Annotated in this window: 27 protein-coding genes and 1 pseudogene; 16 read left to right on the plus strand and 12 right to left on the minus strand. The window is 57.0% G+C overall.

Going from position 1 to position 25,062, the window contains the following annotated elements:
• Nucleotides 1-15: 15 nt before the first annotated feature.
• On the minus strand, nucleotides 16-471 hold the full coding sequence (brxF, locus tag AT984_RS05995; protein ID WP_058719313.1) for a BREX-3 system P-loop-containing protein BrxF: 456 nt from the start codon (nucleotides 469-471) through the stop codon (nucleotides 16-18).
• A 10-nt stretch (nucleotides 472-481) separates the two neighbouring features.
• Nucleotides 482-1,396: a WYL domain-containing protein gene (locus AT984_RS06000; RefSeq protein WP_058719314.1), complete on the minus strand. Its 915-nt coding sequence runs from the start codon at nucleotides 1,394-1,396 to the stop codon at nucleotides 482-484.
• Between the two features lie 151 nt (nucleotides 1,397-1,547).
• On the opposite strand from AT984_RS06000, the gene AT984_RS06005 reads away from it, so the two are divergent.
• The 4 genes from AT984_RS06005 to AT984_RS06020 all read left to right on the plus strand — a co-directional run bounded on the left by AT984_RS06005 (nucleotide 1,548) and on the right by AT984_RS06020 (nucleotide 5,977).
• The gene (locus AT984_RS06005) at nucleotides 1,548-3,548 is read left to right on the plus strand and encodes an NUDIX hydrolase (protein ID WP_197418254.1); all 2,001 of its coding nucleotides are present in this window, start codon (nucleotides 1,548-1,550) and stop codon (nucleotides 3,546-3,548) included.
• Between the two features lie 27 nt (nucleotides 3,549-3,575).
• Nucleotides 3,576-4,109, plus strand: coding sequence for an HD domain-containing protein (locus AT984_RS06010; RefSeq protein ID WP_058719316.1), 534 nt, complete (start codon nucleotides 3,576-3,578; stop codon nucleotides 4,107-4,109).
• Between the two features lie 11 nt (nucleotides 4,110-4,120).
• Entirely contained in the window at nucleotides 4,121-5,170 is a 1,050-nt protein-coding gene (locus AT984_RS06015; RefSeq protein ID WP_058719317.1) for a hypothetical protein, read from the plus strand.
• Nucleotides 5,171-5,305: 135 nt separating this feature from the next.
• Nucleotides 5,306-5,977, plus strand: coding sequence for a hypothetical protein (locus AT984_RS06020; RefSeq protein ID WP_058719318.1), 672 nt, complete (start codon nucleotides 5,306-5,308; stop codon nucleotides 5,975-5,977).
• A gap of 142 nt (nucleotides 5,978-6,119) precedes the next feature.
• Here the strand turns inward: AT984_RS06020 and AT984_RS06025 are convergent, their stop codons facing one another.
• The 5 genes from AT984_RS06025 to AT984_RS22375 all read right to left on the minus strand — a co-directional run bounded on the left by AT984_RS06025 (nucleotide 6,120) and on the right by AT984_RS22375 (nucleotide 11,424).
• Nucleotides 6,120-7,484 (minus strand): DUF3987 domain-containing protein, encoded by a 1,365-nt coding sequence (locus AT984_RS06025; protein WP_231741543.1) that lies wholly within the window; start codon nucleotides 7,482-7,484, stop codon nucleotides 6,120-6,122.
• An 18-nt stretch (nucleotides 7,485-7,502) separates the two neighbouring features.
• Nucleotides 7,503-8,384, minus strand: coding sequence for a plasmid partitioning protein RepB C-terminal domain-containing protein (locus AT984_RS06030; RefSeq protein WP_058719319.1), 882 nt, complete (start codon nucleotides 8,382-8,384; stop codon nucleotides 7,503-7,505).
• Nucleotides 8,381-9,283 carry a plasmid partitioning protein RepB C-terminal domain-containing protein gene (locus AT984_RS06035; RefSeq protein ID WP_058719320.1) on the minus strand — a complete coding sequence of 301 codons (903 nt, stop codon included), beginning with the start codon at nucleotides 9,281-9,283 and terminating at the stop codon, nucleotides 8,381-8,383. The genes AT984_RS06030 and AT984_RS06035 overlap by 4 nt, the downstream gene beginning before the upstream one ends.
• The gene (locus AT984_RS06040; protein WP_257721173.1) at nucleotides 9,280-10,845 is read right to left on the minus strand and encodes a recombinase family protein; all 1,566 of its coding nucleotides are present in this window, start codon (nucleotides 10,843-10,845) and stop codon (nucleotides 9,280-9,282) included. The genes AT984_RS06035 and AT984_RS06040 overlap by 4 nt, the downstream gene beginning before the upstream one ends.
• Before the next feature lie 171 nt (nucleotides 10,846-11,016).
• A complete protein-coding gene (locus tag AT984_RS22375) occupies nucleotides 11,017-11,424 on the minus strand; it encodes a hypothetical protein (protein ID WP_082679818.1) in 408 nt (135 codons plus the stop codon).
• Nucleotides 11,425-11,620: 196 nt separating this feature from the next.
• Here AT984_RS22375 and AT984_RS06050 point away from each other — a divergent pair, with 196 nt between their 5' ends.
• The 8 genes from AT984_RS06050 to AT984_RS22380 all read left to right on the plus strand — a co-directional run bounded on the left by AT984_RS06050 (nucleotide 11,621) and on the right by AT984_RS22380 (nucleotide 17,912).
• Nucleotides 11,621-12,631, plus strand: coding sequence for a Fic family protein (locus AT984_RS06050; RefSeq protein ID WP_231741548.1), 1,011 nt, complete (start codon nucleotides 11,621-11,623; stop codon nucleotides 12,629-12,631).
• A gap of 12 nt (nucleotides 12,632-12,643) precedes the next feature.
• Nucleotides 12,644-13,486: a hypothetical protein gene (locus AT984_RS23455; RefSeq protein ID WP_231741550.1), complete on the plus strand. Its 843-nt coding sequence runs from the start codon at nucleotides 12,644-12,646 to the stop codon at nucleotides 13,484-13,486.
• A 199-nt stretch (nucleotides 13,487-13,685) separates the two neighbouring features.
• Complete coding sequence (locus AT984_RS06060; protein WP_231741552.1) at nucleotides 13,686-14,357, plus strand: alpha/beta hydrolase; 672 nt, start codon at nucleotides 13,686-13,688, stop codon at nucleotides 14,355-14,357.
• Entirely contained in the window at nucleotides 14,354-15,562 is a 1,209-nt protein-coding gene (locus tag AT984_RS06065; RefSeq protein ID WP_058719324.1) for an XRE family transcriptional regulator, read from the plus strand. Before AT984_RS06060 ends, AT984_RS06065 begins: the two co-directional genes overlap by 4 nt.
• A 16-nt stretch (nucleotides 15,563-15,578) precedes the next feature.
• Nucleotides 15,579-15,827 carry a hypothetical protein gene (locus tag AT984_RS06070; protein WP_058719325.1) on the plus strand — a complete coding sequence of 83 codons (249 nt, stop codon included), beginning with the start codon at nucleotides 15,579-15,581 and terminating at the stop codon, nucleotides 15,825-15,827.
• A gap of 444 nt (nucleotides 15,828-16,271) precedes the next feature.
• A complete protein-coding gene (locus tag AT984_RS06075; RefSeq protein ID WP_058719326.1) occupies nucleotides 16,272-16,688 on the plus strand; it encodes a MarR family winged helix-turn-helix transcriptional regulator in 417 nt (138 codons plus the stop codon).
• A 47-nt stretch (nucleotides 16,689-16,735) separates the two neighbouring features.
• A complete protein-coding gene (locus tag AT984_RS06080; protein WP_058719327.1) occupies nucleotides 16,736-17,128 on the plus strand; it encodes a tautomerase family protein in 393 nt (130 codons plus the stop codon).
• A gap of 307 nt (nucleotides 17,129-17,435) precedes the next feature.
• Complete coding sequence (locus AT984_RS22380; protein ID WP_082679819.1) at nucleotides 17,436-17,912, plus strand: OsmC family protein; 477 nt, start codon at nucleotides 17,436-17,438, stop codon at nucleotides 17,910-17,912.
• Between the two features lie 99 nt (nucleotides 17,913-18,011).
• Here AT984_RS22380 and AT984_RS22385 read toward each other — a convergent pair whose 3' ends face one another.
• The 4 genes and pseudogenes from AT984_RS22385 to AT984_RS06095 all read right to left on the minus strand — a co-directional run.
• The gene (locus AT984_RS22385) at nucleotides 18,012-18,872 is read right to left on the minus strand and encodes a patatin-like phospholipase family protein (RefSeq protein ID WP_197418257.1); all 861 of its coding nucleotides are present in this window, start codon (nucleotides 18,870-18,872) and stop codon (nucleotides 18,012-18,014) included.
• 123 nt (nucleotides 18,873-18,995) lie between these two features.
• Nucleotides 18,996-19,427, minus strand: coding sequence for a hypothetical protein (locus AT984_RS06085; protein WP_058719328.1), 432 nt, complete (start codon nucleotides 19,425-19,427; stop codon nucleotides 18,996-18,998).
• Nucleotides 19,424-20,782, minus strand: coding sequence for a recombinase family protein (locus AT984_RS06090; protein ID WP_058719329.1), 1,359 nt, complete (start codon nucleotides 20,780-20,782; stop codon nucleotides 19,424-19,426). The genes AT984_RS06085 and AT984_RS06090 overlap by 4 nt, the downstream gene beginning before the upstream one ends.
• A pseudogene (locus AT984_RS06095) lies at nucleotides 20,779-21,144 on the minus strand (DUF2924 domain-containing protein); the annotation flags it as partial. The gene AT984_RS06090 and the pseudogene AT984_RS06095, both read right to left, overlap by 4 nt.
• A gap of 50 nt (nucleotides 21,145-21,194) precedes the next feature.
• Between AT984_RS06095 and AT984_RS06100 the strand changes: the two are divergent.
• The 4 genes from AT984_RS06100 (at nucleotide 21,195) to AT984_RS22850 (ending at nucleotide 24,206) form a co-directional block, all read left to right on the plus strand.
• Nucleotides 21,195-22,142, plus strand: coding sequence for a hypothetical protein (locus AT984_RS06100; RefSeq protein ID WP_058719330.1), 948 nt, complete (start codon nucleotides 21,195-21,197; stop codon nucleotides 22,140-22,142).
• A gap of 87 nt (nucleotides 22,143-22,229) precedes the next feature.
• Nucleotides 22,230-22,676 carry a hypothetical protein gene (locus AT984_RS06105; protein WP_058719331.1) on the plus strand — a complete coding sequence of 149 codons (447 nt, stop codon included), beginning with the start codon at nucleotides 22,230-22,232 and terminating at the stop codon, nucleotides 22,674-22,676.
• A gap of 5 nt (nucleotides 22,677-22,681) precedes the next feature.
• Nucleotides 22,682-23,509: a hypothetical protein gene (locus tag AT984_RS06110; protein WP_058719332.1), complete on the plus strand. Its 828-nt coding sequence runs from the start codon at nucleotides 22,682-22,684 to the stop codon at nucleotides 23,507-23,509.
• A gap of 325 nt (nucleotides 23,510-23,834) precedes the next feature.
• Entirely contained in the window at nucleotides 23,835-24,206 is a 372-nt protein-coding gene (locus AT984_RS22850; RefSeq protein ID WP_156421912.1) for a hypothetical protein, read from the plus strand.
• Between the two features lie 110 nt (nucleotides 24,207-24,316).
• On the opposite strand, the gene istB is transcribed toward AT984_RS22850, so the two are convergent.
• Nucleotides 24,317-25,054, minus strand: coding sequence for an IS21-like element helper ATPase IstB (gene istB, locus AT984_RS06120; RefSeq protein WP_058718811.1), 738 nt, complete (start codon nucleotides 25,052-25,054; stop codon nucleotides 24,317-24,319).
• Nucleotides 25,055-25,062: the final 8 nt, after the last annotated feature.

Genomic DNA, 25,062 nt, shown 5'->3' on the forward strand with positions numbered 1-25,062 from the left:
TCGTTCCCCTAAGCTTTAAATCTCAAGTGCGACCACGCCATTAGCGTCGTAGTCGCGGTATTCCGGGTGGGTCATCTCGGCGTAATACAGCCGATTCCCGCGCAGTTCGCCGGGCCAAACGGCCACGACGCGCTTGGAGTGCGCCAGTCGTTTGATCAGATCCAGCGGATTGATCTCCAAGCCACGCTCAAACAACAACTCGATGTTGTCGAGCAGCAGCACCTCTTCTTTACCCTGCTTGTCAGCGATATCCCGCAGCAGCTGGCCCGCAGAAAAGCCACGCGCTGCGTGCGGCGTAGCCGACAAGCGACGCCCCAACTCCAAGTTGACGTTCAGCGGCTGGACACCCAGCTTGGTTCCCAACTCTTGTAGCAACTTGGTTTTGCCACTGCCACGCGGCCCAGCCAGCACGATGAGTTTTGTGTGCAATTCACCAAGCTGGTCTACGTACCGTTCCAGTTTTGTCAGCATCAGCAGCCCCTCATTCCGCCTCGGCTTCTGGCCGAAGGTGGTCAGGCGAGCGGTAGCCGGGTGCGAGCAGCGCGTTCTTCACGCCATAGAGCGCCAGGTGATCCCGCAGCCACAGTCGATATTCAGGGCCTCGCAGGCTGTGATCGGGGGAGCAGTCCACGCTCCACTTGCGCAACACATAACCGGCAGTGGCGGCGCGCAGATTCATCTTGAGCAGGCCATCGCGCATGCCGTAGTCCAGCAGAGTGACCTCTGGTCGTGACTGATCTGGGTGGGGAACGAGCTCCAGTTCAACGATGCGAGTCCACTGGATATCCTGATCAGGACGCTCATGTGCCTCAACATGGGCATCTTTCAACACGGCAGGGTCTTGAATCCGGGTCAGCACAAAGTCTCGAAACTCACCCGACTTGCGGTCGAAGGCGCGGGTGTGCCAGCGCAAGCCAGTGTCCAGTAAGGCGAAAGGGACGATCTCACGCTCGCTTTGGCCGTTTTCGACAGATTGGTACTTGATTCGCACGGGGCACTTGTGACTGATGGCCCGGGTGATGCTGGCCAGCGTGCTGAGATCGGGCTGCCCCAGCTTGTTGGGAATGTCGCAGGTGATACCGGTGCGGGAGCGGACCGGTTCTCCATCCCCAAAGCCTTCAGCCAGCCACGTCAGGACTCGCTCGGCCGGAAAGTCAAACAGAGGCGTGAACGCTCGCCCAATGATGTATGTCTTGGAGCTCCCGTCGTACTCGATGTTTGCTGGGGCCATCTCTTTGTAGAGCCCCAGGTCTCGGGTAGCTGCGGCTGTTTGGATTCCGAAGCGGGACGCCATGTCCTGGCGGCGGATTTCGCCCACGAACCATAGTCGCAGCTCGATGTACGCCATTCGGTCACGCTGGGCGTGTCCAAGTTCTTGTAGGCGATCTGTGGTCATCTTCTGTTACTCGATTCCAAGTGGACTGATGTAGATCGTCGAGAGTATAAAGGGTCGATTGTTGTGTGTCGATACGATCCTGTAGTTAAATAATCAGCATCAAAAAGAGTCTGATTGAAGTATGATTGTGCAAGTCAAGGAGAGCAAAACTATGTGGCTCATCACCTCCGTCGGATTTTTCAGCGTTGTACAGAAGCCGGGCGACAAGCAGAACGGCACGTTGACGGTGCGCTCGCGAGTCCGTAGCGACCTGGCAGCTCTCAAGCAGCACTATCTTCCTGGCTTGGGGCCGATCCAGGAGAGTCTCGATACCGACTACCGTTTCAGGGCGGTCGCGCCGCGCGCCGAGGTCTCCGCCGCCATGGCGCGGATGATCGAAAACTTGGACTATGGCAACTTCAAGTCAGAGGTGGCCAAAAAGCAGGGGCCAAAGCGCGCGAGCCTGTATCACCAGGTTTGGGATGTGCTCTACCAGTTGCAGACCTCCCCAAATTTTGTCGAAACAGAACCCACCGCAGACAGCTATGGTGGCGTGGTGGTCAGTGGTGGGCACAAAGTCCTTCTTCGCGAGCCAGCCAAGCACCACGGCGGGTATGCCTGGACCTTTGCCAAGACCGTGGCCAAGGAGGGAGAGTCACCGCGCGATGCTGCCATCCGCGCCGTGCGAGAGAAAACGGGCTATGACGCGGAAATCCGCATCAGCGTCCCAGGCGTCTTCAAAGGCTCCTCGTCCAACACCTGCTACTACGTGATGGATGCCAAGCATCCCCCTGCGAAGCCGAGCTGGCAGACCGCTGCCTTGCGTTGGGTAATTTTTGATGAGGCTCGCGATCTGCTTCGGCAGTCACCAAACGCCGAAGGTCGCGATCGGGATCTGGCCATTCTTGACGCGGCGGAGAAGGTGGCCGGGATCATCGCTTACAAGGAACACCCGAATGTCCAGCCGGAAGACTGGACGGACCTCAAGTCCATGCCTGAGCGGCACACCGTGCTCTATCCGAAGCTGCGCTTCAACCCCGATGAGATGGCGAACATCCGGCGCGGCTTCTTACCCACGGTAATGGAGCAGAAGTGGTTTTTGTACTTCACCGGCGACCGGCTAAGGATGCACCGGAGCTGGACTGGCGTCCTGATCTTTGACGTGGGATTCGCCTTTGACCCCAAGGGTGGCGCCTACGTCACCGACGTGATCGTGAACCGGGAAAACCGGGAGTACAGCAACACGGATGACGATGAAGACCTGAAGCTGCTGGAGGAGATCATTCGGTACCACCTGCTTCAGCCGTTGGAGGAGCCGGAGGTGGATGGCTTCGTGAAGGCAATGGGTCTGGCCATGCAGCCGAAATACCTCGGATCACCAGAGGTGGTGACTGCGCTGGTCAAAGAGATTTTCGACGTCGCCATTCGCGCGTTGGCCGAAGAAGCGACCGAGAAAGACTTCGTCGAAGCCGTAGGGAAGGTGATTGCAGCGTTTACGGATGACAACGCGGGCTACACCCGGATGCCGGGTTGGCACAGCGCCGAGCAGATGGGGGGCTACATCAAAAAGTACCTCAGCGGCAGCGACCAGGGCGAGCACCTGGCAGAGATCATCGGTAACGGCATGACTGCGCTAATTGCCAAGTTGCAGGAAATGCTGGGTGGTTTCTTGCAGGACCCTGCCGCCAATTGGGAGGAGCACGCGCTGGTTCAACTCAACGCGCTTCATCAGTTCGTGGTGACAGTTCTTCTTGGCACCAATACGGTGCTGTCTGGCGGGAAGACCTTGAGCGACTTTCAGTGGGTGCCGATTGCCGCCGGAGCCGGGAATAAGCAGGTCATCGTCGACGTGGGTTCCGAAGGTGGTTCATTGACCTTGTACGGCGTGCAGTCTCCCGAGGGCTGGCAGTTCCGGGTTGAAACCAATGAATCTGCACTGGAGGACGATGAGGATATGACGGATCTGCCGGAGCGTCCCTGGGTGGGAACGTGGCGCAGTGCCCTGAAGCAGCTTGATGCACACCCGTGGACTCAACTTCATCCTCTGGCGGTTCATTCGGAGTTTTGCGATCGAGTTTTCAAGGCCTTGCAGACCCGGAAGAAAAAAGGCCTTGTGATCGATTGGGATCAATGGGGCAATGTCCTGAAAATCTTCGTAGATGAAGAACAGTGAGGTTTAAATGCAAAGAAGGGAGCAGAGATGAGTGCAGCAGCGATTGTGAAGGCAGCCCAGTTTGCGGCCGAGAAACACAAGAACCAACGTCGAAAGGATGCCGATGCGTCCCCGTACATCAATCACCCCCTGGCGTTGGCCAGTGTGTTGGCCGTTGAGGGGGGAGTTGAAACGCCGGAAGTAATTTGTGCCGCACTGCTGCACGACACCGTTGAGGACACAGAAACCACTGCTAAGGAACTGGCGGCCATCTTCGGCGCCAAGGTGACTGGCATCGTGCTGGAGGTGACCGACGATAAGAGTCTCGACAAGGCGGTGCGAAAAGAAGAACAGGTACGCCATGCCCCGCACATTTCGCCGGAGGCCAAACTCGTCAAGCTGGCCGACAAGATCTGCAATCTCAGGGACATCCTGGCATCCCCGCCAGCGGACTGGAGTGCTGACCGAAAACGGGAGTACTTTGACTGGGCAGCAAGGGTTGTGGCAGGGCTTCGTGGTGTGCATCCTGCGCTAGAGGCTGTTTTTGACGAGCTGTACGGCCGACAGGCTGAACTGCTTTAACGGTGGCGCGGATGCGAATCGAACAGCACATCGTTGCAGCCTGGGCAAGGCAACTGAGCGACAAGCTCATCAAGGATTCCATAGCGGCTTTGGAGCAGATGGATGCCAATGAAATGCTCTCCGGAGATGACTCGGGCCTGAAAAATGTGTGGGAGGAGATTTGCGTCCAGGTACAACAGGAAGAGTCCATCTTTTGGGATGCCTACCTCGAGACTATGGAGGGTCTTTTGACTGGCTTCGTCGAGTTGCTGGATAGGGACGCGCGCATGGCCTTGTGGGCAGTTACCGACGAGGGTTCGGACTATGTTGATGACCACCAGGCAGACACAGACGGCGTTCGTGACGTCCCTGTCTCAGAAGATGAAATTGTCAGCAAGCTGAAGGATGAGTTGTTGTCAGCGGCAGCCAATTATTCGAACTCGCGCATCACGAAGTTTCTCGCGCGCCACGAGGATGGCTACGACGAACTCGAGGAAGATGAGGATGACGAGGATCTGGATGACGATGGAGCAGAAGAGCAAGCGGAAACCACAAAGCGATTTTTCGACCTGCGACCTGCAGTAACTGACCCGGTGGTTTTTGTTATCACTAGGCAGCTGATCGATGATATGGATGTTGAAAGCTCTCTCGATTTCCTCCGGTCCCTCGTTCCTGTCGAACGCCCTGAACACGCATGGGCCTACAAGGGGCGCTTGTCGTTGATGATCAGCGGGTATGACAGTGATCCGCGAGAGCTGTACGAGATTTCTGAGGTCTGCCATTACTTGCGCGCGCTGGATGCCGAATGGCCGTTCTGGCTGTTTTTCTTCAATCAGGCAGATGAGTCCATCAAAGTGGTCGCAATGTGTTTGGCCTCGGCGATTGAAGTCGCACCCGGTGCCGCGCACATCGATTCGAAAGGTCTGAAGCACTTTCTGGAGAGAGGATTTGCAGCCGTTAATTACCTGTTTGATACCTACGGGTTCCCCGAGTCGGAAAACGAAGTGCTGTCGATGGGTGTGACGCAGATACTCGAAAACAGCATGATTGAACCGGATCGTGATGGATACAGCCTTGGGTAAATCTCGGAACCTCGACAGCGCTCGCGGCTGTGGTGAGCTTGCAAGGCAAAGTTCAGTATGACCATTGTTCGTGGCGTCAGAATTATGGCTTCGACGTGTTGTGGGGCACAGTATTCCTTTCCCAGGTATGTGTCGATGAACTTTTCGGCATTCGAATACTGGACCGACGGCTGGCGAGAGTACTCACTCATGCCTAACGATGAGGGGATTCGTCGCTGCACTTGCGGTCAATTTGTCTTGCTGAAAGACATGGTCGCAGTCGATGCCGCTGACTCCTCGGAGCTGCCGTATATGGATCGTGTACCAGATGAGCTTTTACCCGAGTGCATTTCCAAGGCAGCAAGCGAGGAAATGGAGGTTGCGGCAAGGCTCGGGTACTGGCGACATCTCAATCACGAATATCGACAGGCTTACCGTCAGCACAGGGATGCGGAAGAAGCCACCACCAAGGCGGCATGGGAGGCCGCCAACCCCGATCGCCGAACTTGGTGGGATAAGTTGCGCCGCCAGAAACCGCCCAGCTACAGCAGGCCGGTGGACAGCCCGTTCACGTATCCGGCGTTCGAAGCCACAGACGCGCAGCTTGAAAACATGAAGCTATTGAGCGCGATACTGGAGAAATGGGGCTTCGCCTCGCGGCCTGGGTACACCATGGAGCTTACAGAGCTGTACCGAGAGCAGGGTCGCTTTGATGAGTCCCAGAAGGTAATTCTGACACTTGACCAACGAGATGTCGGCGTAACCAGCAACCTCATTGGCAAACTGATCAAGGAAAAGCAATCCGCGCCAATGCGCTACAGGATGTGACCCAGTTTTGGATTTTCTCTTGGTAACGTCCGTGCAAGGACTTAGGCGAAATCAGCGAAATCAGCGAAATTAGTGATGCGACAAGCACTTGCGGGTGACCAACGTCGGCGAAGTCAGCGAAAAATTCCCCCTCAGCCTGGCGCTATGGCGCTGCCAGCCTGTACAACCGCAGTGGCGCGCCAGGTGCGCCGTCGCTGCGGTCGGCCTGCCGCACAGTAATCTTTGGCGGCGTACTCGTCAGAAGGCATTGCAGACTGTCATCGATCAACGACTTCGGCACCTTGCCACGGAAGCATTCTGTGCTGATCTGACTGCGCGTGGCCTGACCTCGCTCGTGCAGGAAAGCCAGCACTCGGTTGGAAAGTTCGAGCGCATGGGCCATCCTGGCATCGTCAGCAGCACTCACAAAAACGTACCGGACGGATGCCGTGATGTACTGTATCCAAGCCATCGCTGCATCGATGTGCGGCACATCGACTCGAGTCTGCAAATCGGTCAGCGCGAACAACATCGCCAAGCGCAGCAACATCGGCGAACGGCGTTCCAGCATCGAATTGACCACTTCGCTACCCTGATCCTCGTTGAGTTCGGTTCGATAGAGTTGGGCGTACCGCCACTGTGCCTGCGCAGACAACTCCATCCGCAAGTGGTCGCGCTGATCCACCTGATCGGCTCCTGTGAATCTGAGTATCTCCAGAACCCTGCTTGCCAAGGCGTCCACGGTGGCCTGTGGTGTCGCTTTCGGAAAAGGCAAGATTTGCGATCGCTCGGCCCAGATCATCAGAAACCGGTTGGCAAAGCCATTGGTCAACTCGCGAGCAGTCATCATTTCCGTCAGTTCACTGGGCGAAATCGCGCCACTGAGGCATACGTGTGGATGACTGGCGTACATCCGGTTCGACTTCGTCGCGGGCTTGAGACTGACGCCGTCCCAGCAATCTCGTAACGCTGCGGACAGCGTGTTGCCTTCGCGGCGTCCCTGGTGCAGCACGTTCGCGAATTCAGACTCGACCACCCACAATCGCTTGTCGTCAATCGCCGGAATTTCCTGTTTGCCTTGTCGATAGCCGTCGTGCATCAGGGCCACAAGGCCCTCGCGACTGGACAGGCCGCCACGGTGAATCTGCGGTGCAAAACGATCATCCAACTCGCGCAGGGCCTGATCGATTCGCAAGACAAGTTGCACGGCGTCGCCTTTGCGGCCGCGCCCCGAGCGCCCGATGTGCAGGCAGAAAATTCGAGTGTGGTGCCAAGTATTCCCAATGGGCAGGTACACGCCCCGACCAATGGCGCAGGAAAGATATGCGATGAAATTGGCTGCGATGGCATAGGGATTGGTTTCCGTTCCCTCGCCGCCAGCACAGGCCACCTCGCCAACCAAGCCGTAAAGGCAAGACCGGTGGGGGTGCGGCGCATTGCGATGGATGCCAGCTCCTGAGTTCGCAAAAGGCGTAACCTCATCAAGGGAGGAGCCGAGCGGAGGATCTGACACATCCTCCCCGGGCATTCCAGGGCCCTGCATTCACTACTTGTCCAGAGCCGTGGCCTGGACGATCCCCGAAAACTCGCGCAGGATGTCGGGGTTGTTCTGCGACAGGAACCGGATCACGGCTTCGTTGTCCAGCAGTTTCGTCAGGTAGCCCCTGGCCAGCACCAGGTTGAGGACGTCCTGCCCGTACGACTGCTCGACCAGCTTGAACTGACTTTCCAGGTTTGCCATTTCGCGCTCCATCTTCGCCATTTGATCGGCGGTGACACCTTTGACTTTCTTTGGGCCTCCCTCGTTGACCAGCATGTTTGGGGGCGTGGCCGCCAGCAAGGCCTGGGCGTAGGACACCGTGATGTTGTTTGTGGCCACCATCAGTTCGACGCACTCGACCTGGCGCGTCGGTTTGAGCTTGCGCAGGACCGGACTCAGGTTGGCCGAAAAGTGCTTGTCCCTGAGCAGTCGAACAGCCTCCGCGCAGATCCCGTCCAGCAGGTTGATCTTCTTGGTGATGTGCTCCAGGTCCAGTTCCAATGATTTCGCCAATCGAGCCGGTGTGACGCCACGGTCCACCGCCCGCCGGATCATGAAATGCTCCTGGATGGTCGACAACCGGTTGATACGGTTGTTGTAGGTGTAGCTCTCGTCGTCCTTGGCGATCAGGCATGGAGCATCAGTGAAGCCCAATTCCTGCAAGGCAAACATTCGGATGTGCCCGTCCAGCAGCAGGTGCATACCACTGGTCCTGTCTGCTTTGGCGATCGTGAGGGGTTCGATCAGGCCAACGGCATCGATGGAGGAAATGATCTGCTTGAACTTGCGCGAACTCATGAGACCGTCAGGGGCTTTGCGAGAGGGCAACAGTTTGTCGAAGGCCACCGTAATGGGGTCAGGGATGAATCCCAGGTTGCTTTGCGTCATGAGGCGTTTCCTGCGGGCCAGACGCGTTCAGCAATGTATTTTGGAAGGCTATCCAGCCCCTCGGCGCGCAGCAGGTTGGTGAAGTTCTCATCGGCCATGAGTTGGCGCATGGCTTCAGCCACGAAGAGCAGTCGCTGCTGGGCGAATTCCGCCTTCTTGACCATGAGCTTTTGCCGTTCGACCTCGTGCTGGTACGTCCTGATAAGGCTGGAGGACGTCACGTCCGGGACCTTGCGCGGAGCCCCCCTTGCGATTGACCGCCCCAGCGATCGGCGCTTTTCGATGACCTTGCGCGCCTGGATCAGGTGGTTGCCGCGCAATTGACCGTTTTCATAGGCCTCTTGCAGGGCCGCCTGGATGTCCTTGTCATTACTACCAGCCCCTGCGATGGCCAGCGCAGCGTTGAGCGGGATGCGGCCACTTTCAACCGCAATCAGTAGCCGCTCCTCGCCGTTTTTGAGCAACTGCAAGATGCCATGAACGTAGTCCTGGCCAAGCCCCGTCTTTTGGGCGATGGCCTTTTTGTCGTAGCCCTGATCTCGCATCTGTTCGATGCCTGCCAGCAACTCCAGGGTTCGCCCCTGGCGGCGGGCGATGTTTTCAGCCAGGCTCATGATGAAACCGTCTTCGTCGCTGACATCGACGACCATGGCCGGGATGGTGGTCTCGCCCAGGGACTTGAAGGCCTTGAGCCGACCTTCACCGCAGATCAGCAAGAATTTCTCCCGGCCATCGCCGTCCTTGCGCGGCGTGACCGTGATCGGCTTCTTCAAGCCAATGTTCTTGATGTTTCCGACGATGTCATCGAAGATTCGGCCATTGCGGTCGCGCGGATTGAGGACTTCGATCTTGTCGATCGGAATCATCTGGAGATTGCTGGACGGATGTTCTTTGCTCATGCGGCCCTCCTGACGCGGGTACGTTCTGCCATGCCGTGGAGATAGTCCAGGCTGTCAAAGCGGTAGCTCTCGAACTCGATGCCGTTGTGTTCGGCCAGGCTGATGCGTGGCAGGCCGAAGTCCAGGCGCGGGAGCAAGTAGTAATCCAGTGGAGCTTGGTTCGGTTGGTCCAGGCGCACGGCCACCGTGATGTCAGGTGCCAGACTGGTGTCGAAGCGAACCTTCCAGCGCAGACGCCTGCTGTCGTGGGTTTGGCACCGGGCCAAAACGACCGAAATGCTGAACTCCCGGTTCACCGTCAGCAGGTCGGTGGCCGGGTCTCGCACGACCGTGCCACCGAGTTGCGCGATTGCCCGTTCGGTCTGACCGATGATTTCCGGGTGCAGCTTGCGCAGGAACTTGTTGACCTCCAGGAACTGGTAGTCCCGATCGGGGGTGAAGCCCACCGCCTCATAGGCCCGGATCAGGCTGCCGAAGCGGTGGATGTAAGCGGCGGCCGACGGCATCCCTTCGGCCTCATCGATGATCAGACCCGACAAAAAGCCACGATGCTGGTACAGGTTGCGCAGTTTTTCGATCAACTCCTCGCTGCTGAACCGGTGCGCCCGGGCCCGGATGATGCCTTGAGCCATGTAGAACACCTCCGGCGGCACGATCGCCTCGAAGGCGCCTTCTTTCTTGATCCACATGTCCGGTTGGTTCGTGATCCGGTGTTTTTTGAGCTTGAAGGAGATCCGGTTGTACACGTTGTTGCCGATGTACTTTTCGTTGGTCAGCACCTCGCGGACAGTGGCCCGGGTCCAATCCCGGTCCAAGTCGGTACGAATTCCCTGGCCATTGAGTCGGGCCGCGATTTCCGACTCCGGTATGCCGCCATCGATGAACCACTTGTAGATCTGGTTGACCGTCTGTACCTCGGAGTCGGGGCCTGGCATCAGGATCACCCGATCCGTTTGCAGGCTTTTGTGCTCTCCACGAGTCAACTCACTTTTGACGGAGCCACTCTGGTCGATCAGGACGCGGCGCAGGCCGTAACCGGCCGGGCCACCTTGCCGGTACCCCAATTCGATCAGGCGGCACTGCCCGGCAAACACCTTGGCGGACAGTTCCCGGCTGTACTCGCCCGCCATGGCACGTTTGACACCTTTGACGATGGTGGAAACCGGTGAGCCGTCGTTTTCAAACTGTTCGGCCACGTAGGTGACGTGGATGCCAGCGCGGCGACAGATGTACTCGTAATAGGCGCTTTCGTCAGCGTCCTGGAACCGGCCCCAGCGGCTGACGTCATACACCAGCACCATTTGGAAGTCGGTGGTACCGGACTCCACGTCTTTGATCAATTGCTGCAGCGCCAGCCGCCCGCCAATGTTCAGACCGCTTTTGCCTTCGTCGGCATAGGTCCGCACGATCTCGATGCCGCGTTGAGCAGCGTACTCGCGGATCTTGTCGGCCTGGTTTTCGGTCGAGTACTGTTGGTGCTCGGTCGACATCCGGACGTATTCGGCGGCTCGGAACAAGGCAGGTTGGTCTGGCCTTCCACTTTCTGATTCTTCTGATTGCATAGGGACCGATCACACAATTTTTGATTGGTGCTCTCGGGCCCTGCGTTTCACTTCATCTGTAGCTGTGGCGCCGGTGGTTGCCAGCGTCGAGGTACCGTTGAGGCGGTTGCCATGCAGGTGTTCGAGAGCTCATTTGGGCGCAACGGTAATGCCAATGAAATCAGCTGTCGATCAGGTGGAGTCTTTGCACGCGTTCACTTTGCATGGACAACTTATGCAAGCAGGGGTAATTTCAGCAATCCACGCGTCGCTCTTAGCAAGGTCCGTGTTTGGCACGAATCTGATGTGGTACAGACCGGACATTGGCCTGTCGGCGACCGGGGATTCTGAAAATGATGGCTGCGGTTTGTTGACGTCCTTCTTTCTGTACTCGCGCCAGTAATTGGGATTACGATCCAGCCAGTCTCGCTGGATACGGGATTTGTTGTCACGGTAGTCGGGGTCCGTCTTCATTTTGGTTTGTCGCCACGCCTTGCGTCGTTCTTTCTGACAGTCCGCTGCTGAACAGTAGGTGTGGTTTTTGACGCGTGGGTCTGGCTGGAAAGACTGGGCACAGCAAGCGCAAATTTTGGTGCTCATCAAATTTCTCCATACGAAAATTCGTATGGGAACTGCTGAGCACCACAAGCCGCAGGGCGTGAACCAATAAAACATCCATTCACACCCATTCTTCCGTTGGGACTCCGCAGGGTTCACATCTTGAGAAATGGGTGTTATTGGGTGTATTATTGGTTCTATGCTTCGCTCTGACACCCTTCAGATCACCCCCGAGATCTTGAGCCTGATCGCTCGGATTGATGAGTTCAAAGGCGCTTGGCGTGCCTTGGGCACCCTTGCGCCTGATCGTCTGTCTGCCTTGCGCAGGGTGGCCACCATCGAGAGCATCGGGTCGTCAACCCGTATCGAGGGCAGCAAGCTGTCCGACAGGGAAGTGGAGAAGCTGCTTTCCAACCTGGCCATCCAGTCTTTCGAGACCCGTGATGAGCAGGAGGTGGCTGGCTACGCCGAACTGATGGACTTGGTGTTCAGCTCCTGGCGTGACATTCCGTTCAACGAGAACCACGTCAAGCAACTGCACCAGATCCTGCTGCGCCACAGTGAGAAGGACTCGCGGCACCGCGGACAGTACAAGACCAACTCAAACAGCGTGGCCGCTTTCGATGAAAACGGTGTGCAGATCGGGATCGTGTTCGAGACGGCAAGCCCGTTCGACACGCCGCGTCTGATGGCTGAATTGGTTGCCTGGGTGAATGGGGAGCGCGACAAGGCGCAGTTGCACCCGCTTTTGATCATTGCCATCTTCGTCGTGGTGTTCTTGGAGATCCACCCGTTCCAAGATGGCAATGGCCGCCTCAGTCGTGTCTTGACCACTTTGTTGCTCATTCAGGCAGGCTACGCTTACGTGCCGTACAGCTCACTGGAGAGCGTGATCGAGCTGAATAAAGAGGCTTACTACCTAGCCTTGCGGCAGACGCAGGGGTCCATCCGGACCGATGCTCCCAACTGGCAACCGTGGCTGGTGTTCTTCCTGCGGTCACTGGCCGAGCAGGTACGGCGGCTTGAAAAGAAGGTGGAGCGCGAGAAGATCGTATTGGCTGCCTTGCCCGAGCTGTCACTGCAGATCGTCGAATTTGCCCGCGAGCACGGGCGCGTCACGATTGGCGATGCGATCAAATTGACGGGTGTCAGCCGTAACACGCTGAAGCAACATTTCCGCAACCTGGTCGAGCACGGTCATTTGAATCAGCAGGGCAGCGGGCGTGGTGTTTGGTACGAACTCAAGTGATGGGATTGATGGATGTTTAATTTGATCGTTTCGGGCGGTGGCTGGGAGCCCCATCGTGACTCGTTCGGCAGTGGCCGCGTACTGGAGTACACCGACGCCGCCATTGCTCAGCGCTTCATGCCGAATAAAGTTCTGGATATCAATGCGGTGGCAAAACTGCCCACGTTGTTTATGTCCGAAACTCAGGGCGCAGGAAACCAGGTTGCGTATGTCGGAACCATCACGCAGCTCAAACTTTCGGGCACAGATTTTCAAATCGAATATGCGGTTGATCCCGCCATCCGTCCGATTCCGAATTCGTCACTGCTGCGGATGGCCCGGGAGCTTGGGATCGAAGAATTTGAGTTCAGTCGTACACATTGGGCAATAAAGGACGCTGATCTTTACAAGGCATTGCTGCGGAATTTGTACAGTGATCTGCCGACGCCAAAAGTATTTCAGCTGAGCCCCGAGCCTGCGAATAATCGGATGGTGTCAGCCATGATGCCTTTTAGTGCGGGTTTTGACGGTGTCTACGCAGCACTGGGTGCGGCGGCTGAAGCGGTTGGGAAAAAGTGCAAAAGGGCCGATGACATCTGGAACCACGATGCGATCATTCAGGATGTGGTTTCATTGATTTGCAAATCGAGCGTGGTGATTTGCGATCTGACCGGAAAGAATGCAAACGTGTTCTACGAGGCCGGAATTGCGCACTCCCTGGGTAAGGATGTCATCTTGATCACCCAGTCCGCTGATGACGTGCCGTTTGATCTCCGTCACCTGCGCTACATCCAGTACCTCAACAACGGTGAGGGGCTCCAGCAGTTGACGGCAAAAGTGACTGACCGCCTCGAGACCCTCGCTGCGGGTCGCTAAGGCCCCGACGTTGCACGACGTTTGCGATTTCAGCATGTGAAGTGGTCAAACCTTTGAAATCGCGGACTCAAGATCGATGCGTTCCTATCTGGTTGGCATCTACAAGTCTCGGTGACTACAGCCTCAATCGCATCATTTTGTTGAGAAGTCTCTTTTAAGCGAAACTATTCGATGATAGAATCCGCTTGAACGAAACCCGATGACGGAGTTGCCAATGGCCCAGCCGAACCAAGAAACGATCCATGACCTGCTCGTGAGGAATATTCCGCGTGAGCTTGTCATGGGCCTCGAAGACGCCAAGCTGGTCGGCGCTCAACGTGCCTATGCTGCAGCGCGAGGGATGGATGACGGGCACTTGCCCAGCGTGGTGGGGCAGTTGCGCCACTTCCATATGAACGAGTCCTTCCATCGCGCACTCGCCGTTGCAGACGCATCTCCTTCACCGCTACGCGGCAATCGGATCGTCACAGGCCGGTCTGGGATCTTCACCTTGGCACGGTTCAACACCAAGTATGGAGTCTGGAACAGCGGGCGGCGTAGCGAAACCCGAAAACAGATGTCCCTGGCGAACGCAGCCATCGAGCCGCTGGTACAACCCGGACTCTTTTCAGGCTACGTGGAGCCATCCCAAGCGGTTGTGTTCGTCGTGGCCTGCTTTGCAGGATCGCTGTACAGCCAGCCGGAAACACCCGTCTCCATCGAAATCGCGGTTCCAGATCGCCACATGCAAGGCTGGCTTTTCCGGGAACCCATTGACGCATTTATCAAGCGCTACGACCAGCAGCCGACAGCAGGCCAGGACGATTTGGCTGTGCCGAAGCTGAAGAAGAACATTGGCAAACAACAAGACAAAGACGGAACAGGATCATGAGCAGGGGTGGTGTACAAGGATTTCAGAAAGATCGACTTAGCCAAATTCTTGCGGCCCGTCGTCTGACTCAAGTCCAGTTGGCCTCAATGGTCGACGTGTCTCCGGCGACCGTCAGTAAGTGGCGCGCAGGAACGCAAGCGCCCGAGCGTGACGCGCTTGAACGCCTTGCTGGCGTGGTCAACGTCACGCCGGAATGGTTTACGCGTGCGCCTGGGGCGAAGTTGTCGTTGCCGCTTTTTCGCAGCAACGCTTCAGCGCACGTCGCTGCACGAGCCATGCTGGAGGCCCGCCTTGAGTGGGCCCAGGACGTGGCGGCTGCCCTGATGGAGTATGTTGACTACCCCGATGTCAATTTGCCCTCTCGCGATTACACCGATCCAGAAGAGATCACGAACGAGGACATCGAGCAGGCTGCCAGCGAATGCCGAGACCTGTGGCGTTTGGGCCGTTCGGCGATTCAAGACTTGGCGCTGGCAGTGGAAGGCGCTGGAGTGATCGTCGTCCGGGAAGAAACCGGCATCGCTCAGATCGAAGGGCTATCGGCTTGGAGTGAAGCATTGGGGCGACCGCTCATTCTTTTGTCCGCCGACAAAAACAATGGGTACCGCAGTCGCTTCGATCTTGCCCACGAGGTCGGGCATCTGATCCTGCATCGTCACATTCAGCGCACGACAGACAACGCGCGTCACAAAATGATGGAAGCGCAGGCACACCGTTTCGCAGGCGCATTTTTGCTGCCCGCCGAAACGTTCGCCAGCGAAGTTCGCGTGCCTCCGACTCTGGATGATTTGTTGCTGCTGAAGCGTCGTTGGGGCGTATCGGCGGCAGCGATCATCATGCGGCTCAAGGCACTTGAGATGCTGGATGAAGATGGCGCGATGATGCTTTTCAAGCGTCGCTCTGCTCGGTGGGGTGCGAAATCGGAACCCGGAGACGAGGACCGTCGACCAGAGCAGCCGCGCCTGCTTCGTCGCACCATTGATCTGCTGGTCGAAGAAAAGGTCATGCCTTTAGAAGCCATTCCGAGGCACATCGGACTGGCTGCGGGCGACGTTGAGGCACTCGCCGGATTGCCCGAAGGCTACTTCCAGGGCAAAACCAATGTCGTGGAGTTTGCGCGACTGAAAGCAACCCATAGGCCGGTTGATGACCAACCGGCCCAAGGCAATAAGGTGGTGCCGCTCCGGCCCGTCTCCAAATCCTGAAGTGAAAGGAACAGCGATGCCCAAGAACACAAAGCAGACGTCCTCACGAGTTGGTCGACTGGCGTCGGAAACGCTGCAAAGCAGTAGTTCGTCGCAAGTGGCCAAGAGCCTGGCCGCTTCGGCACTGTCTCAGCGCAGTGGCGACAAACAGACCGGGGCCAAGATGGAAGACAAGGCTGCGCGCGTTTTGGCCAGCGACCGATACGCAAAGGAGACCAAGGAACTTGCGGCCTCGGTACTGTCCCAGGCCAATAAGCAGCGTTGAGACAGGAAGCCGACTCCTCTCGAATGGCCAAATCGTCGAATCGACGCCCCCAAGGCCCATGCGTTACTATCTGGTTCCGAAAGCGGACGCGGGTTCGGTTCCGTGTTCCACCACCAATACACAATCCCCAACTCGTCTGAGTTGGGGATTTTTTTCGTCTGTTGGCGTGTGCCGCCCCGTGTTCTTGCGGGTTCCTGCGGAAACTTGCGGACTTCGCCAACCGCACCACTAGGGCGGTTCTGCGTCCGGTTCTCTCTCTTCCGACCATTTCTCTCAGCATTCCTCACGCCCGGGAACGGGCCGAAGTCCACAAGGCCCTCCGGCAGGCGCCAACAAGATCAACGACTTACAAGTGGACGAATCGAGCAGTTTGATTTCAGCATTGGCTACCAAGCAAAGATTGAAATGGTTGCATTGCTAACCATTTTTCTGTAGACTACACGCATGTTCGATCATTGCCTTTACTTCAACACGACATCCTTGGCCAGAAAACTGGAGAGGGAGTGGTCAGTTGCGTTCAAGCCATTTGGATTGACGCCATCGCAGGCGTTCATGCTGCGAGTCATTCTCACCAAGCCAGGACATCATCAAATTGAGCTTGCCAAAGAAATGAACATCACGAAGCCGACTGCTTCGCGCAGTCTTGATGGTTTGGCCCAATTAGGATTGATTGAACGTCGCGGCTCAAATAAGGACTCTCGAGGTGTCCAAATATTTCCAACGAACCACGCACTGCAGATTTTTGATGAGCTAAATGCGGCCAGTGGGGAAGTTACCAAGAAGTTCAAATCCCTGCTTGGGGCAGAGGAGTTTGATGGAATCGTGAGTCGCCTACGAACAATCAGCAGCGCGATTGATTGATATTTTTTTGTGTAGATAGTTGCATAGCTAACCAAAGGAGAAATGCCATGCCCATCCTCAATGTCAAAGTGAGCTCGGACCCATCACCAGATCTGACCAGTCAGATCAATTCGCTTCTGCTGGACATTACGTCGCGCATTTTGAAGAAAAAGCCGGAACTGACGGCTATTGCTATCGATTATGTTTCCCGTGATCACTGGTCAATCGGAGGAAAGTCTCTTCGCGATCTTGGCAAAAATAGTGTCTATTTCGACATCAAAATCACAGACGAAACAAATACCAAAGACGAAAAGGCGAGATACATCGCTGAAGCTTTCACAGGGTTTGAAAAATTATTGGGTGAACTTGACGAAAAAAGCTACGTCTATATCCAAGATGTAAGAGCGGCCACTTATGGATATGGCGGAAGAACTCAAGAATACAGATACCAGAACTCATGATTTTTGAATTGCTGAGCTGAGAGACGTAAATCGCAAATCGTAGACGTCTGCTGCAACGCCGATGCCTGCAACAGCAGCCTGTTGAAGTCGCCATGCGAACTTGCGCGCTCCAGCTACGCATTCAACATCCGCCAGCACTGCCAGTTGCTTGAGCCAAGTAACCTGCTCATGTAGCAGGAGCCGGGCAGAACCGGAAGTTCCGGCAAGCAGCAGCGGGATCGGGCGGACAAGCCTCTTCAATTCTGCATGGACTAAACTACGAACCAAAGTCGCTAGAGATTCTTCCTGTAAATGAAAAGGTCAAGACATGGCAAAGCTACACGATTTCGCTTCCTCAATTATCTGGACTGGAAACCGTGGAGAGGGAACCCGCGCCTACAAAGGTTACGACCGGACTTGGGATATTGCTTTGCCCGGCAAGGACATCATTCATTGTTCGAATGATCCTCTCCTTGGAGGTGATCCAACCAAGATGAATCCTGAAGATCTTCTGATTTCGGCTTTGTCCGCATGCCACATGCTTTGGTATTTACATCTTGCGAGCAATGCTGGGATCGTTGTTACAGGCTACCGTGACGATCCGGTTGGCCAAGGCGAGACTCTGCCGAATGGCGCAGGACGGTTTCTTTCTGCAGTTCTCCGTCCAAAAATTTCAGTGCAAGAGGGCGTAGATTTGGAGTTTGCTGGTGAACTTCACCATAAAGTTCATGACTTTTGCTTTATTGCTCGATCAGTTAATTTTCCCGTGAGCTATGAGCCAACTTTCAATGTAGTCGCTCGATAAGCATTTACGAACACCGCCACTCAATGTCCGCAATTGGTTACGTCCCGCCATACAGACACTGAGCAGTGCAAATGTCAAAAATTAAGGAGCGCCCGCTGCTCATCCCACAGAAGCGCCGTCCCGAAGTCCAAGTTCGAAGGCAGCGTCAACAGATGTGTTGGGTCTGCAGTCCCACGTAGAAACTGGAACCTTTTGACTGGGCTGCCAATAACATCTCTCGTTCCACTCGAAGATAGGCGGCAGGTCAGGGTAATGCCGGGTCAGAAGGACAAGTGTCTTTGCTTTTTGCTCGCTCGTCTGAGGTGGGATAGGTGCGTTGTCGGCATACCCACCATCAAAGCCCCACTCGCTTCCAATCCGCTGCGCGAGCATGAATGGTGCTGCTGCTGCAACTGCCTGCAAAAGCGTCCTAGCGGACTGTCCGTCGGCAGCAGCCTTAAGACTTAAAAACTCTTGTCGCAGACCAAGATAGCGCGGCAGTCTAGGGTGGATGCTGTGGGCCAATTTCTTGTCCAGTAGATAGGCAAATGATCCTACTAGAAGGCTCCCTGCTAAACCAAGCGCTCTTGCAGGGCGGGTGATGGCTACGATTAAATCTGAAGGAGCAGCACGCAATCTTTCAAGGTGCAGATCGCTTGTAAAAGACTCAATCCAAGCAGGATAGATATGCTGATGTGCAAATTTCAGCTTCAGTTGAGCGAGTGACCGCCAATCGAAAAGTTGATTGTTTTGACCGTAAAGCCGTTTGCAGGCAATAAGCGCATCGCGTGCCGAGCAGGTCAATAGGGATGTGGCGATTGCAGCACCAGCGCTCGTACCGATAAGTGTAGCTGGCAGCCGCCAGCCGCGGTCCAAGAGGTGCGACATGACGCCTGCTTGCCACCAGCAACGGTTTCCGCCTCCAGCAAAAACCAGGGTCTCGATTTTTTCTAGACGCAATGTTGTTGGGGAAAATGACATCGACACACGCTTTCCGAACTAGCAAAAGAAGGATTATTACTTGATCAATCTTGTCGTGGGTACTTCAACAAATGACGCTTTGATAGATCTAAGGCTGAACATCCCTATCAAATAAACCCAGACTCACTGACGCAACATCGCTCGTTGCTCCTCCCAAATCAGGGGAGTTCCTGACGACAGATCAAATAGCGTGACGTGGTCCGGCAATGACTCGTCCAGAATAGCAGCCACGATGTCCGGTGCCAAAGTGGTGAGATTGACCATCCGGCTCACGTAGGCCCGGTCCATGCCTTCCATCTCGGCAACCTCTGCCAGATTTCGTGCCTTGCCAGACTCTAGGATGGCCAGCCATCGATGGCCACGGACCAAGGCCAATTGCATCGGGGTGGGCTGGTTGTCCCACGCACGCGGCTGCAAAGCCGTGCCGTCTGGCAGGGTCACTGCCTTGCGACGGCCGCGCCTTGTGATCCTGATCGGGATGGTCACGTTCAGGCTGCCATTGCTAGCGCTGACCATGTCGGCTTCGCCAGTCGCACTTATCGTGATCTCGTTCATGCTGCGACCTCCTCAGCCGCTTCTGCGTGATCTGGAAGTTTCAGTTCCGCCGCCAGTCGTTCAATGCCATTCGGGCGAAACTGCACTTCGATGTTGTGGGGCGTGACCACGACCTTCTTAATCAGGAGGCGGACGATGCGCTCCTGCTCTGCCGGGAATAGTTGGTCCCAGACCTTATCAATTTGCAACATGGCGATGCACACCTTGGCTTCGTCAGCCTGGTTGTCTGTTGCGGTCAGGAGTTGAGCCACTCGGGCCTTGAGGTCTGGAGCGCGGAGGATCCGACGCAGTTGTTGGACCACGTTAGCTTCCAATTCGATCGCCGGTAGGCGCGGCAGACCCGACGCTCCAGCGTGCTCCTTATTTTCGCGGGTATGGATGTAGTACCGGTATAGCTTGCCGGCGCCCTTGCGGGTCCAGGCCACGGTCAACGCCCGACCGTCGGCACCCTCGATGATGCCCTTGAGCAGGAAGGGAATGGTCGCGCGGGTGTTGTTACCTCGGGTGCGCGGGCTGACCTTCAAGATGGACTGCACTGCTTCCCAGGTGCTGGGTTCGATCAAAGGCTGGTGCTCGCCTTTGAACCATTCCTCCTTGTGCCGCAACTCGCCCAGGTAGGTCCGGTTTCCCAAGAGCTTGTAGATCAGCCCCTTGTCAATCAGCTTGCCCTCTCGGACGTTGCCGTCCTGGGTGGTCCAGGCCTTCGACGTGACGCCATCCATGCGCAACTCTTTCATGAGCTTGGTGGTGGAGCCCAGTTCAACAAACCTCGTGAAGATGTGCCGGATGATCTTTGCTTCGCGTTCGTTGGGAACCAGTCGGCGGTCTTTCACGTCATAGCCCAGCGGCGGTACGCCGCCCATCCACATGCCTTTGCGCTTGGACGCCGTGATCTTGTCGCGGATGCGCTCCCCGGTCACCTCCCGCTCGAACTGCGCAAAGGACAGCAGCACGTTGAGCATCAGTCGGCCCATGCTGGTTGTGGTGTTGAACTGCTGTGTCACCGAAACGAAGGACACTCCAGCACGTTCGAACACTTCGACCATCTTGGAGAAGTCAGCCAGGCTGCGGGTGAGGCGGTCGATTTTGTAGACCACAAGGATGTCGACGCGGCCATCCTCAATGTCGTTCATGAGCCGGCGCAATCCGGGCCGCTCCATGTTGCCGCCGGAGAATCCCCCGTCGTCATAGTCGTCTGCTACCGGTATCCAGCCTTCGCTGCGCTGGCTGGCGATGTAGGAATGGCCTGCCTCCTTCTGGGCGTCTATGGAGTTGAAGGACTGGTCCAGGCGCTCGTCGCTGGACACACGGCAATACACGGCACACCGCTGGCGGCGTTTCAGGGCCTCGCTCATTTGCGTGCTCCCTTCTTCGACGGCGTCTTGGACGCGGCAGTGGTCTTCAATCCGAAGAACACGGGCCCAGACCATGCCGTGCCGGTGATCTCCTTGGCAATACGCGAGAGGCTGCGGTACGGGCGCCCCTCGAATTCATACTGGCCGTCGACCGTGGCCATGACCTGGTATTCCTTGCCCTGGTATTCGCGGGTGAGTAGCGTGCCAGCTATCAGGTGGAAGTCGCGCTCCAGCTTCTTGTTTTGGCCCGAATCCATGATGGCCTGGATCCGGCGCTTGTTGCGATCCACCATGTTGCGATCGATCTTGCGGAACTCGATTTCTTGCAACCGGAAGGCGATGCGCCGCTCCAGGAATTGCCGGTTGTGGGTATGAACTGCGTGAGGGCGCGGCCTGGGATGCCTCGCTCTTTGTGGCTGAGGTCAAGTCCACCAGCTACACGCTGCCCTCAGGGTTTGACGGAGAGCGCAAGTTTTGGATCAAGGCGATTGCCTCCCCAGGCATCTACAGCGATACGCCGACCTTTGTGTCGACGGTGGTTGCTCAGCCGCAGAACGCCAATTTGATCCTGGCACGCGATGAGCAGGCGCTAGGATTTCCCGGCACCAAGCACTTCGCTTCTGTCGTCTCGGTCAACGGTCGAAACGCCCTGCGTATGAGCACCGGTGCCCAGACGGCTGAGTACCTCTTTGAGGTGGACCTTGTTTCACCCATCCGAGCCCAGAACACGCTGCTCAATAGCCTTGGGGCCTCGGTTGATGACCGGACCACATGGCTGGAGGCGAATTTTCCTTGGAGCAGCGATGCTGCGAGGCGCCAGTGGGCCTATGACGGCGCGATTGCCAACGTGGATGCCCGCTTCCAGATCGCCCGGGAAGATGCACTGCAAGCCGGCGAAGTCTACGGATGGCGTCTGAACGGTTCTACCGCAGGGCTAGGAAATCCAGTCTCGAGCCAGGCGGCAGGCGTCGCCTATGCCGCCGGCCGATATGGCGACGGCCTGATGGTCAAAGACACCACCCGGGTGGCTTGGTCGGTGAATATCCCGTCGGTTTTTCACACCTCCTTTTGGTTCATACCGTCAGAGGTCACAACCTGTGTGATCTGGGCGGCTCTTGGTCCCGCAGGATCGCTCCTGGTGCGCTATGACGCTACGACGGGGGCGTTCTTTCTCGAGGACCAACTGTCCAGGCGCGTGAGCGTGCCTTTTGGGGTCTCGGCTACGGACCGCGTTTGTATCGGCGTGTGCCAGACCGCCACCGAGCGACGGCTTTTTGTCGGTCGGATGGGAGGTGATGTGGAGTCAGCCAGTTCGGCGTTTGCGCCAATCGGGGCCTTTACCAGTCTGCGTCTGTACTAGCCCTCAGATTTTCAATCCATCCCCAACCGTGGTGCTGCTCTCGAAAGAGACAGCGCCATTTCTTTTTCCATTTCACGAGGACTTTTCATGATCGACGAATCCATGCAGCTTCACGGTGCTATGACCCTGATCCTTCGCCGTGCAAGCGGTGAGGTCGAGACGGTCCACAAAGACAACATCATCGTCAACGTCGGCTTTGACTTCATTGCTGACGCCATTGGCAAAGCCGCCAGCCGACCCGCCGTGATGGGCTTTATTGCGCTGGGCACCGGCACGACCGCGGCGGCTGCAACCCAGTCGGCGCTGGTGACCGAAATTGACCGAAATGCCGCGACCTACGCGCACACGGCGGGCACCAAGACTTTCACCTTCAGCGCGGATTTCCTGGCGGGGGACAGCACGGGTGCCTTGACGGAGGCCGGCGTATTCAACGCAGCGACTGGGGGCATCATGCTCGATCGCGTGGTCTTCCCAGTGGTCAACAAGGGTGCAGATGACAGTCTGACGGCGGTCTTCACCTTCACGATGAGCTGATCGAGATGCCCGATACGGTGACGGTCAGCGAGACCCAGGGAGCGAGGTACACCTGGGCATCGGCTGGCTTTACTTGGTCGAGCGCCAGCGCCGGGAAGAACTGGACCACGGCCTATCCAGCTGTATACAACGTAGCCGTGGCAGTGACTCTGGCGCTGGTGGAGTCAACTGGATGGAATTGGACCAAGCGATCCAGCGAAGCTCTGGCGTTGGCTGAAGGTTTAACTAAGCAGTTGACGCTGCGGGAGTCTGAAGCCGTAGGTTTTGCAGAAACCTATTCGGACCTTATCGCATACGTGCTTCGATGGGTAGAGACGATGGCTTTCACGGAGGGTGCCGGAAAAGTCAGTCGCAAAGAGATTCGGGAGGCGTTCCAGACCTCTGAATACCTGACCCGAGTGCTAACAAAAAGCGCTGCGGAAAACTTGGCCTGGGGTGACTTGCTTCGCCAAAGCACTACGAAGCGTCTGGCCGAAAGCCTGCCGATGTCGGAGACGCCTCAACGGGGTGTAACCAAGAACGCATTCGAAGCCTTTGGGCTAGGTGACGACTTGGATCGGCAGATGACCAAGCGCATCTCAGAGGCCGTCGCGTTTGCCGAGACCTACACCGATCTGATTGCATTCATCTTGCGGATCAGCGAAGGCCTGGGCGTGAGCGACTTGGAAGCCAGGCAGCTCCGAAAACCGTTCTCGGAGGCCTTCGGTACGACCGACAAGGCTGCACGGCAGACAGTCAAGCGAGTGGTCGAGGCTGTCGCCTTGGGCGAGGCACTGGGTCGAACGGTACCGTCGCGCGCTTTTCCGGGCCATCTTGAATTCGCGCAACTCTGACCGAGCCTTCATTGACGCATTGCGGGTGACGGTTGGGCTTTTTGAAGTCCGACGGTAACTGGGACATGTACATGAACAACAGTGGCTCTATGTGGACCGCGAACTACGGTTGGTTGCATGACTACTTTTTCAGCACTATCGCCAACTGTTTTGTTGGCAACTGCCCGGGTAACACAGGCAACTGCAGCCCGGTGGGCAATAACGCAACATCCGTAGTTTCTAACTGCGGCAGCGCATCTTTTGTGCGCGATGAGCTGGTGGACAACGGCAGCCAGATTGCTGTCCGAAGAACCCAGTACAACTTCAACTGCAATTGCAACTGTGCTTGCGACTGCTGCTGCTGATGGGGGCGACCATGAAAGTCATTGCAGTACGCAACCCGCTTCTTCATCCCTATGCATTCCACCAAGTTTCCATCTCGCGCGAGTTAGAAAGCAGGTCGTTGATCGTTCGATACCGGTTGGCCAGAACAAATCATGCTGAAGAAGATCCTGTCTTTGATGCAGAGGAACAGGAGGTGCGGGTCAATCTGGCAGCGCTCAGAAACCGCCCCGACTGGTGCGACCATCAGTGCTATTTCCTGTCGCTCAAGGATGGACGCTTGGGACCGCTTTTTTCCCTTTTTGTAGCCTCACTGCGGATTTCAGCGATCCCGGACAGTCATTTCAGCGTGATGGCGGACAGCGTTTCAAACTGATCGCGGACAGTTTGGGTGCGCGCAAGTGCCTGGGTTGATGGTAGCTCAGGTGTCCGCGATCAGCCTGAATTGGGCTGGCCCGGACGGTTCTGCGGTGGTTGGTTTGGTGCTCATACCGAGTCCTGTTTCTTGCGCAGCGACTCGCCCTTGAGCGCGATCTTTTGTGCCGAATGGACGATCCGGTCCAAGATGGCATCGGCCAATGTCGGGTCATCCAACCATTGGTGCCAGTTTGAGACGGGTAGCTGACTGGTGATGAGCGTCGAGCGGCTGCCGACCCGGTCGTCGAGCAACTCCAGCAGGTCGTTACGGTCGGCCGCCGTGACCGGTGCAATCGCAAAGTCATCGATGACCAGCAGGTCAATGCGCGCCAGTTGTGCCAGGCGCCGGCCGAAGGAGCCGTCGCCGTGGGCCACCCGCAGCTCTTCCAGCAGCCTCGGCGCCCGCGTGTACAACACCGCGAATCCCTGGCGTGCCGCCTGCTGGGCCAGCGCGCATGCGAGCCAGGTCTTGCCGCAACCCGTGGCCCCGGTGAGCAACACGTTGTGGCCGTGGCGCAGCCAGTCGCAGCCCGCCAGTTGGGTGATGAGGCTGCGATCCAGCCCGCGCGAGCCTCGCCAGTTGATGTCCTCGATGCAGGCGCTGCTGACCTTGAGCTTGGCCGCCTTGAGCAGCCGGGCCAGGCGTTTGCCGTCGCGCCAATCGACCTCGCGTTGCACCAGCATGGCCAGCCGCTCCTCGAAGGACAGCTCGGCCGCTGCCGTGCGGGTGGCGCCATCGGTAAGCGCCTGCACCATGCCGTCTAGGCGCAGGCTGCGCAGTTGATCCAGGGTGTGTTCGTTGAGCAAGAGCTTCT

It is taken from the genome of Paucibacter sp. KCTC 42545 (assembly GCF_001477625.1).
Lineage (GTDB): Bacteria > Pseudomonadota > Gammaproteobacteria > Burkholderiales > Burkholderiaceae_C > Paucibacter_A.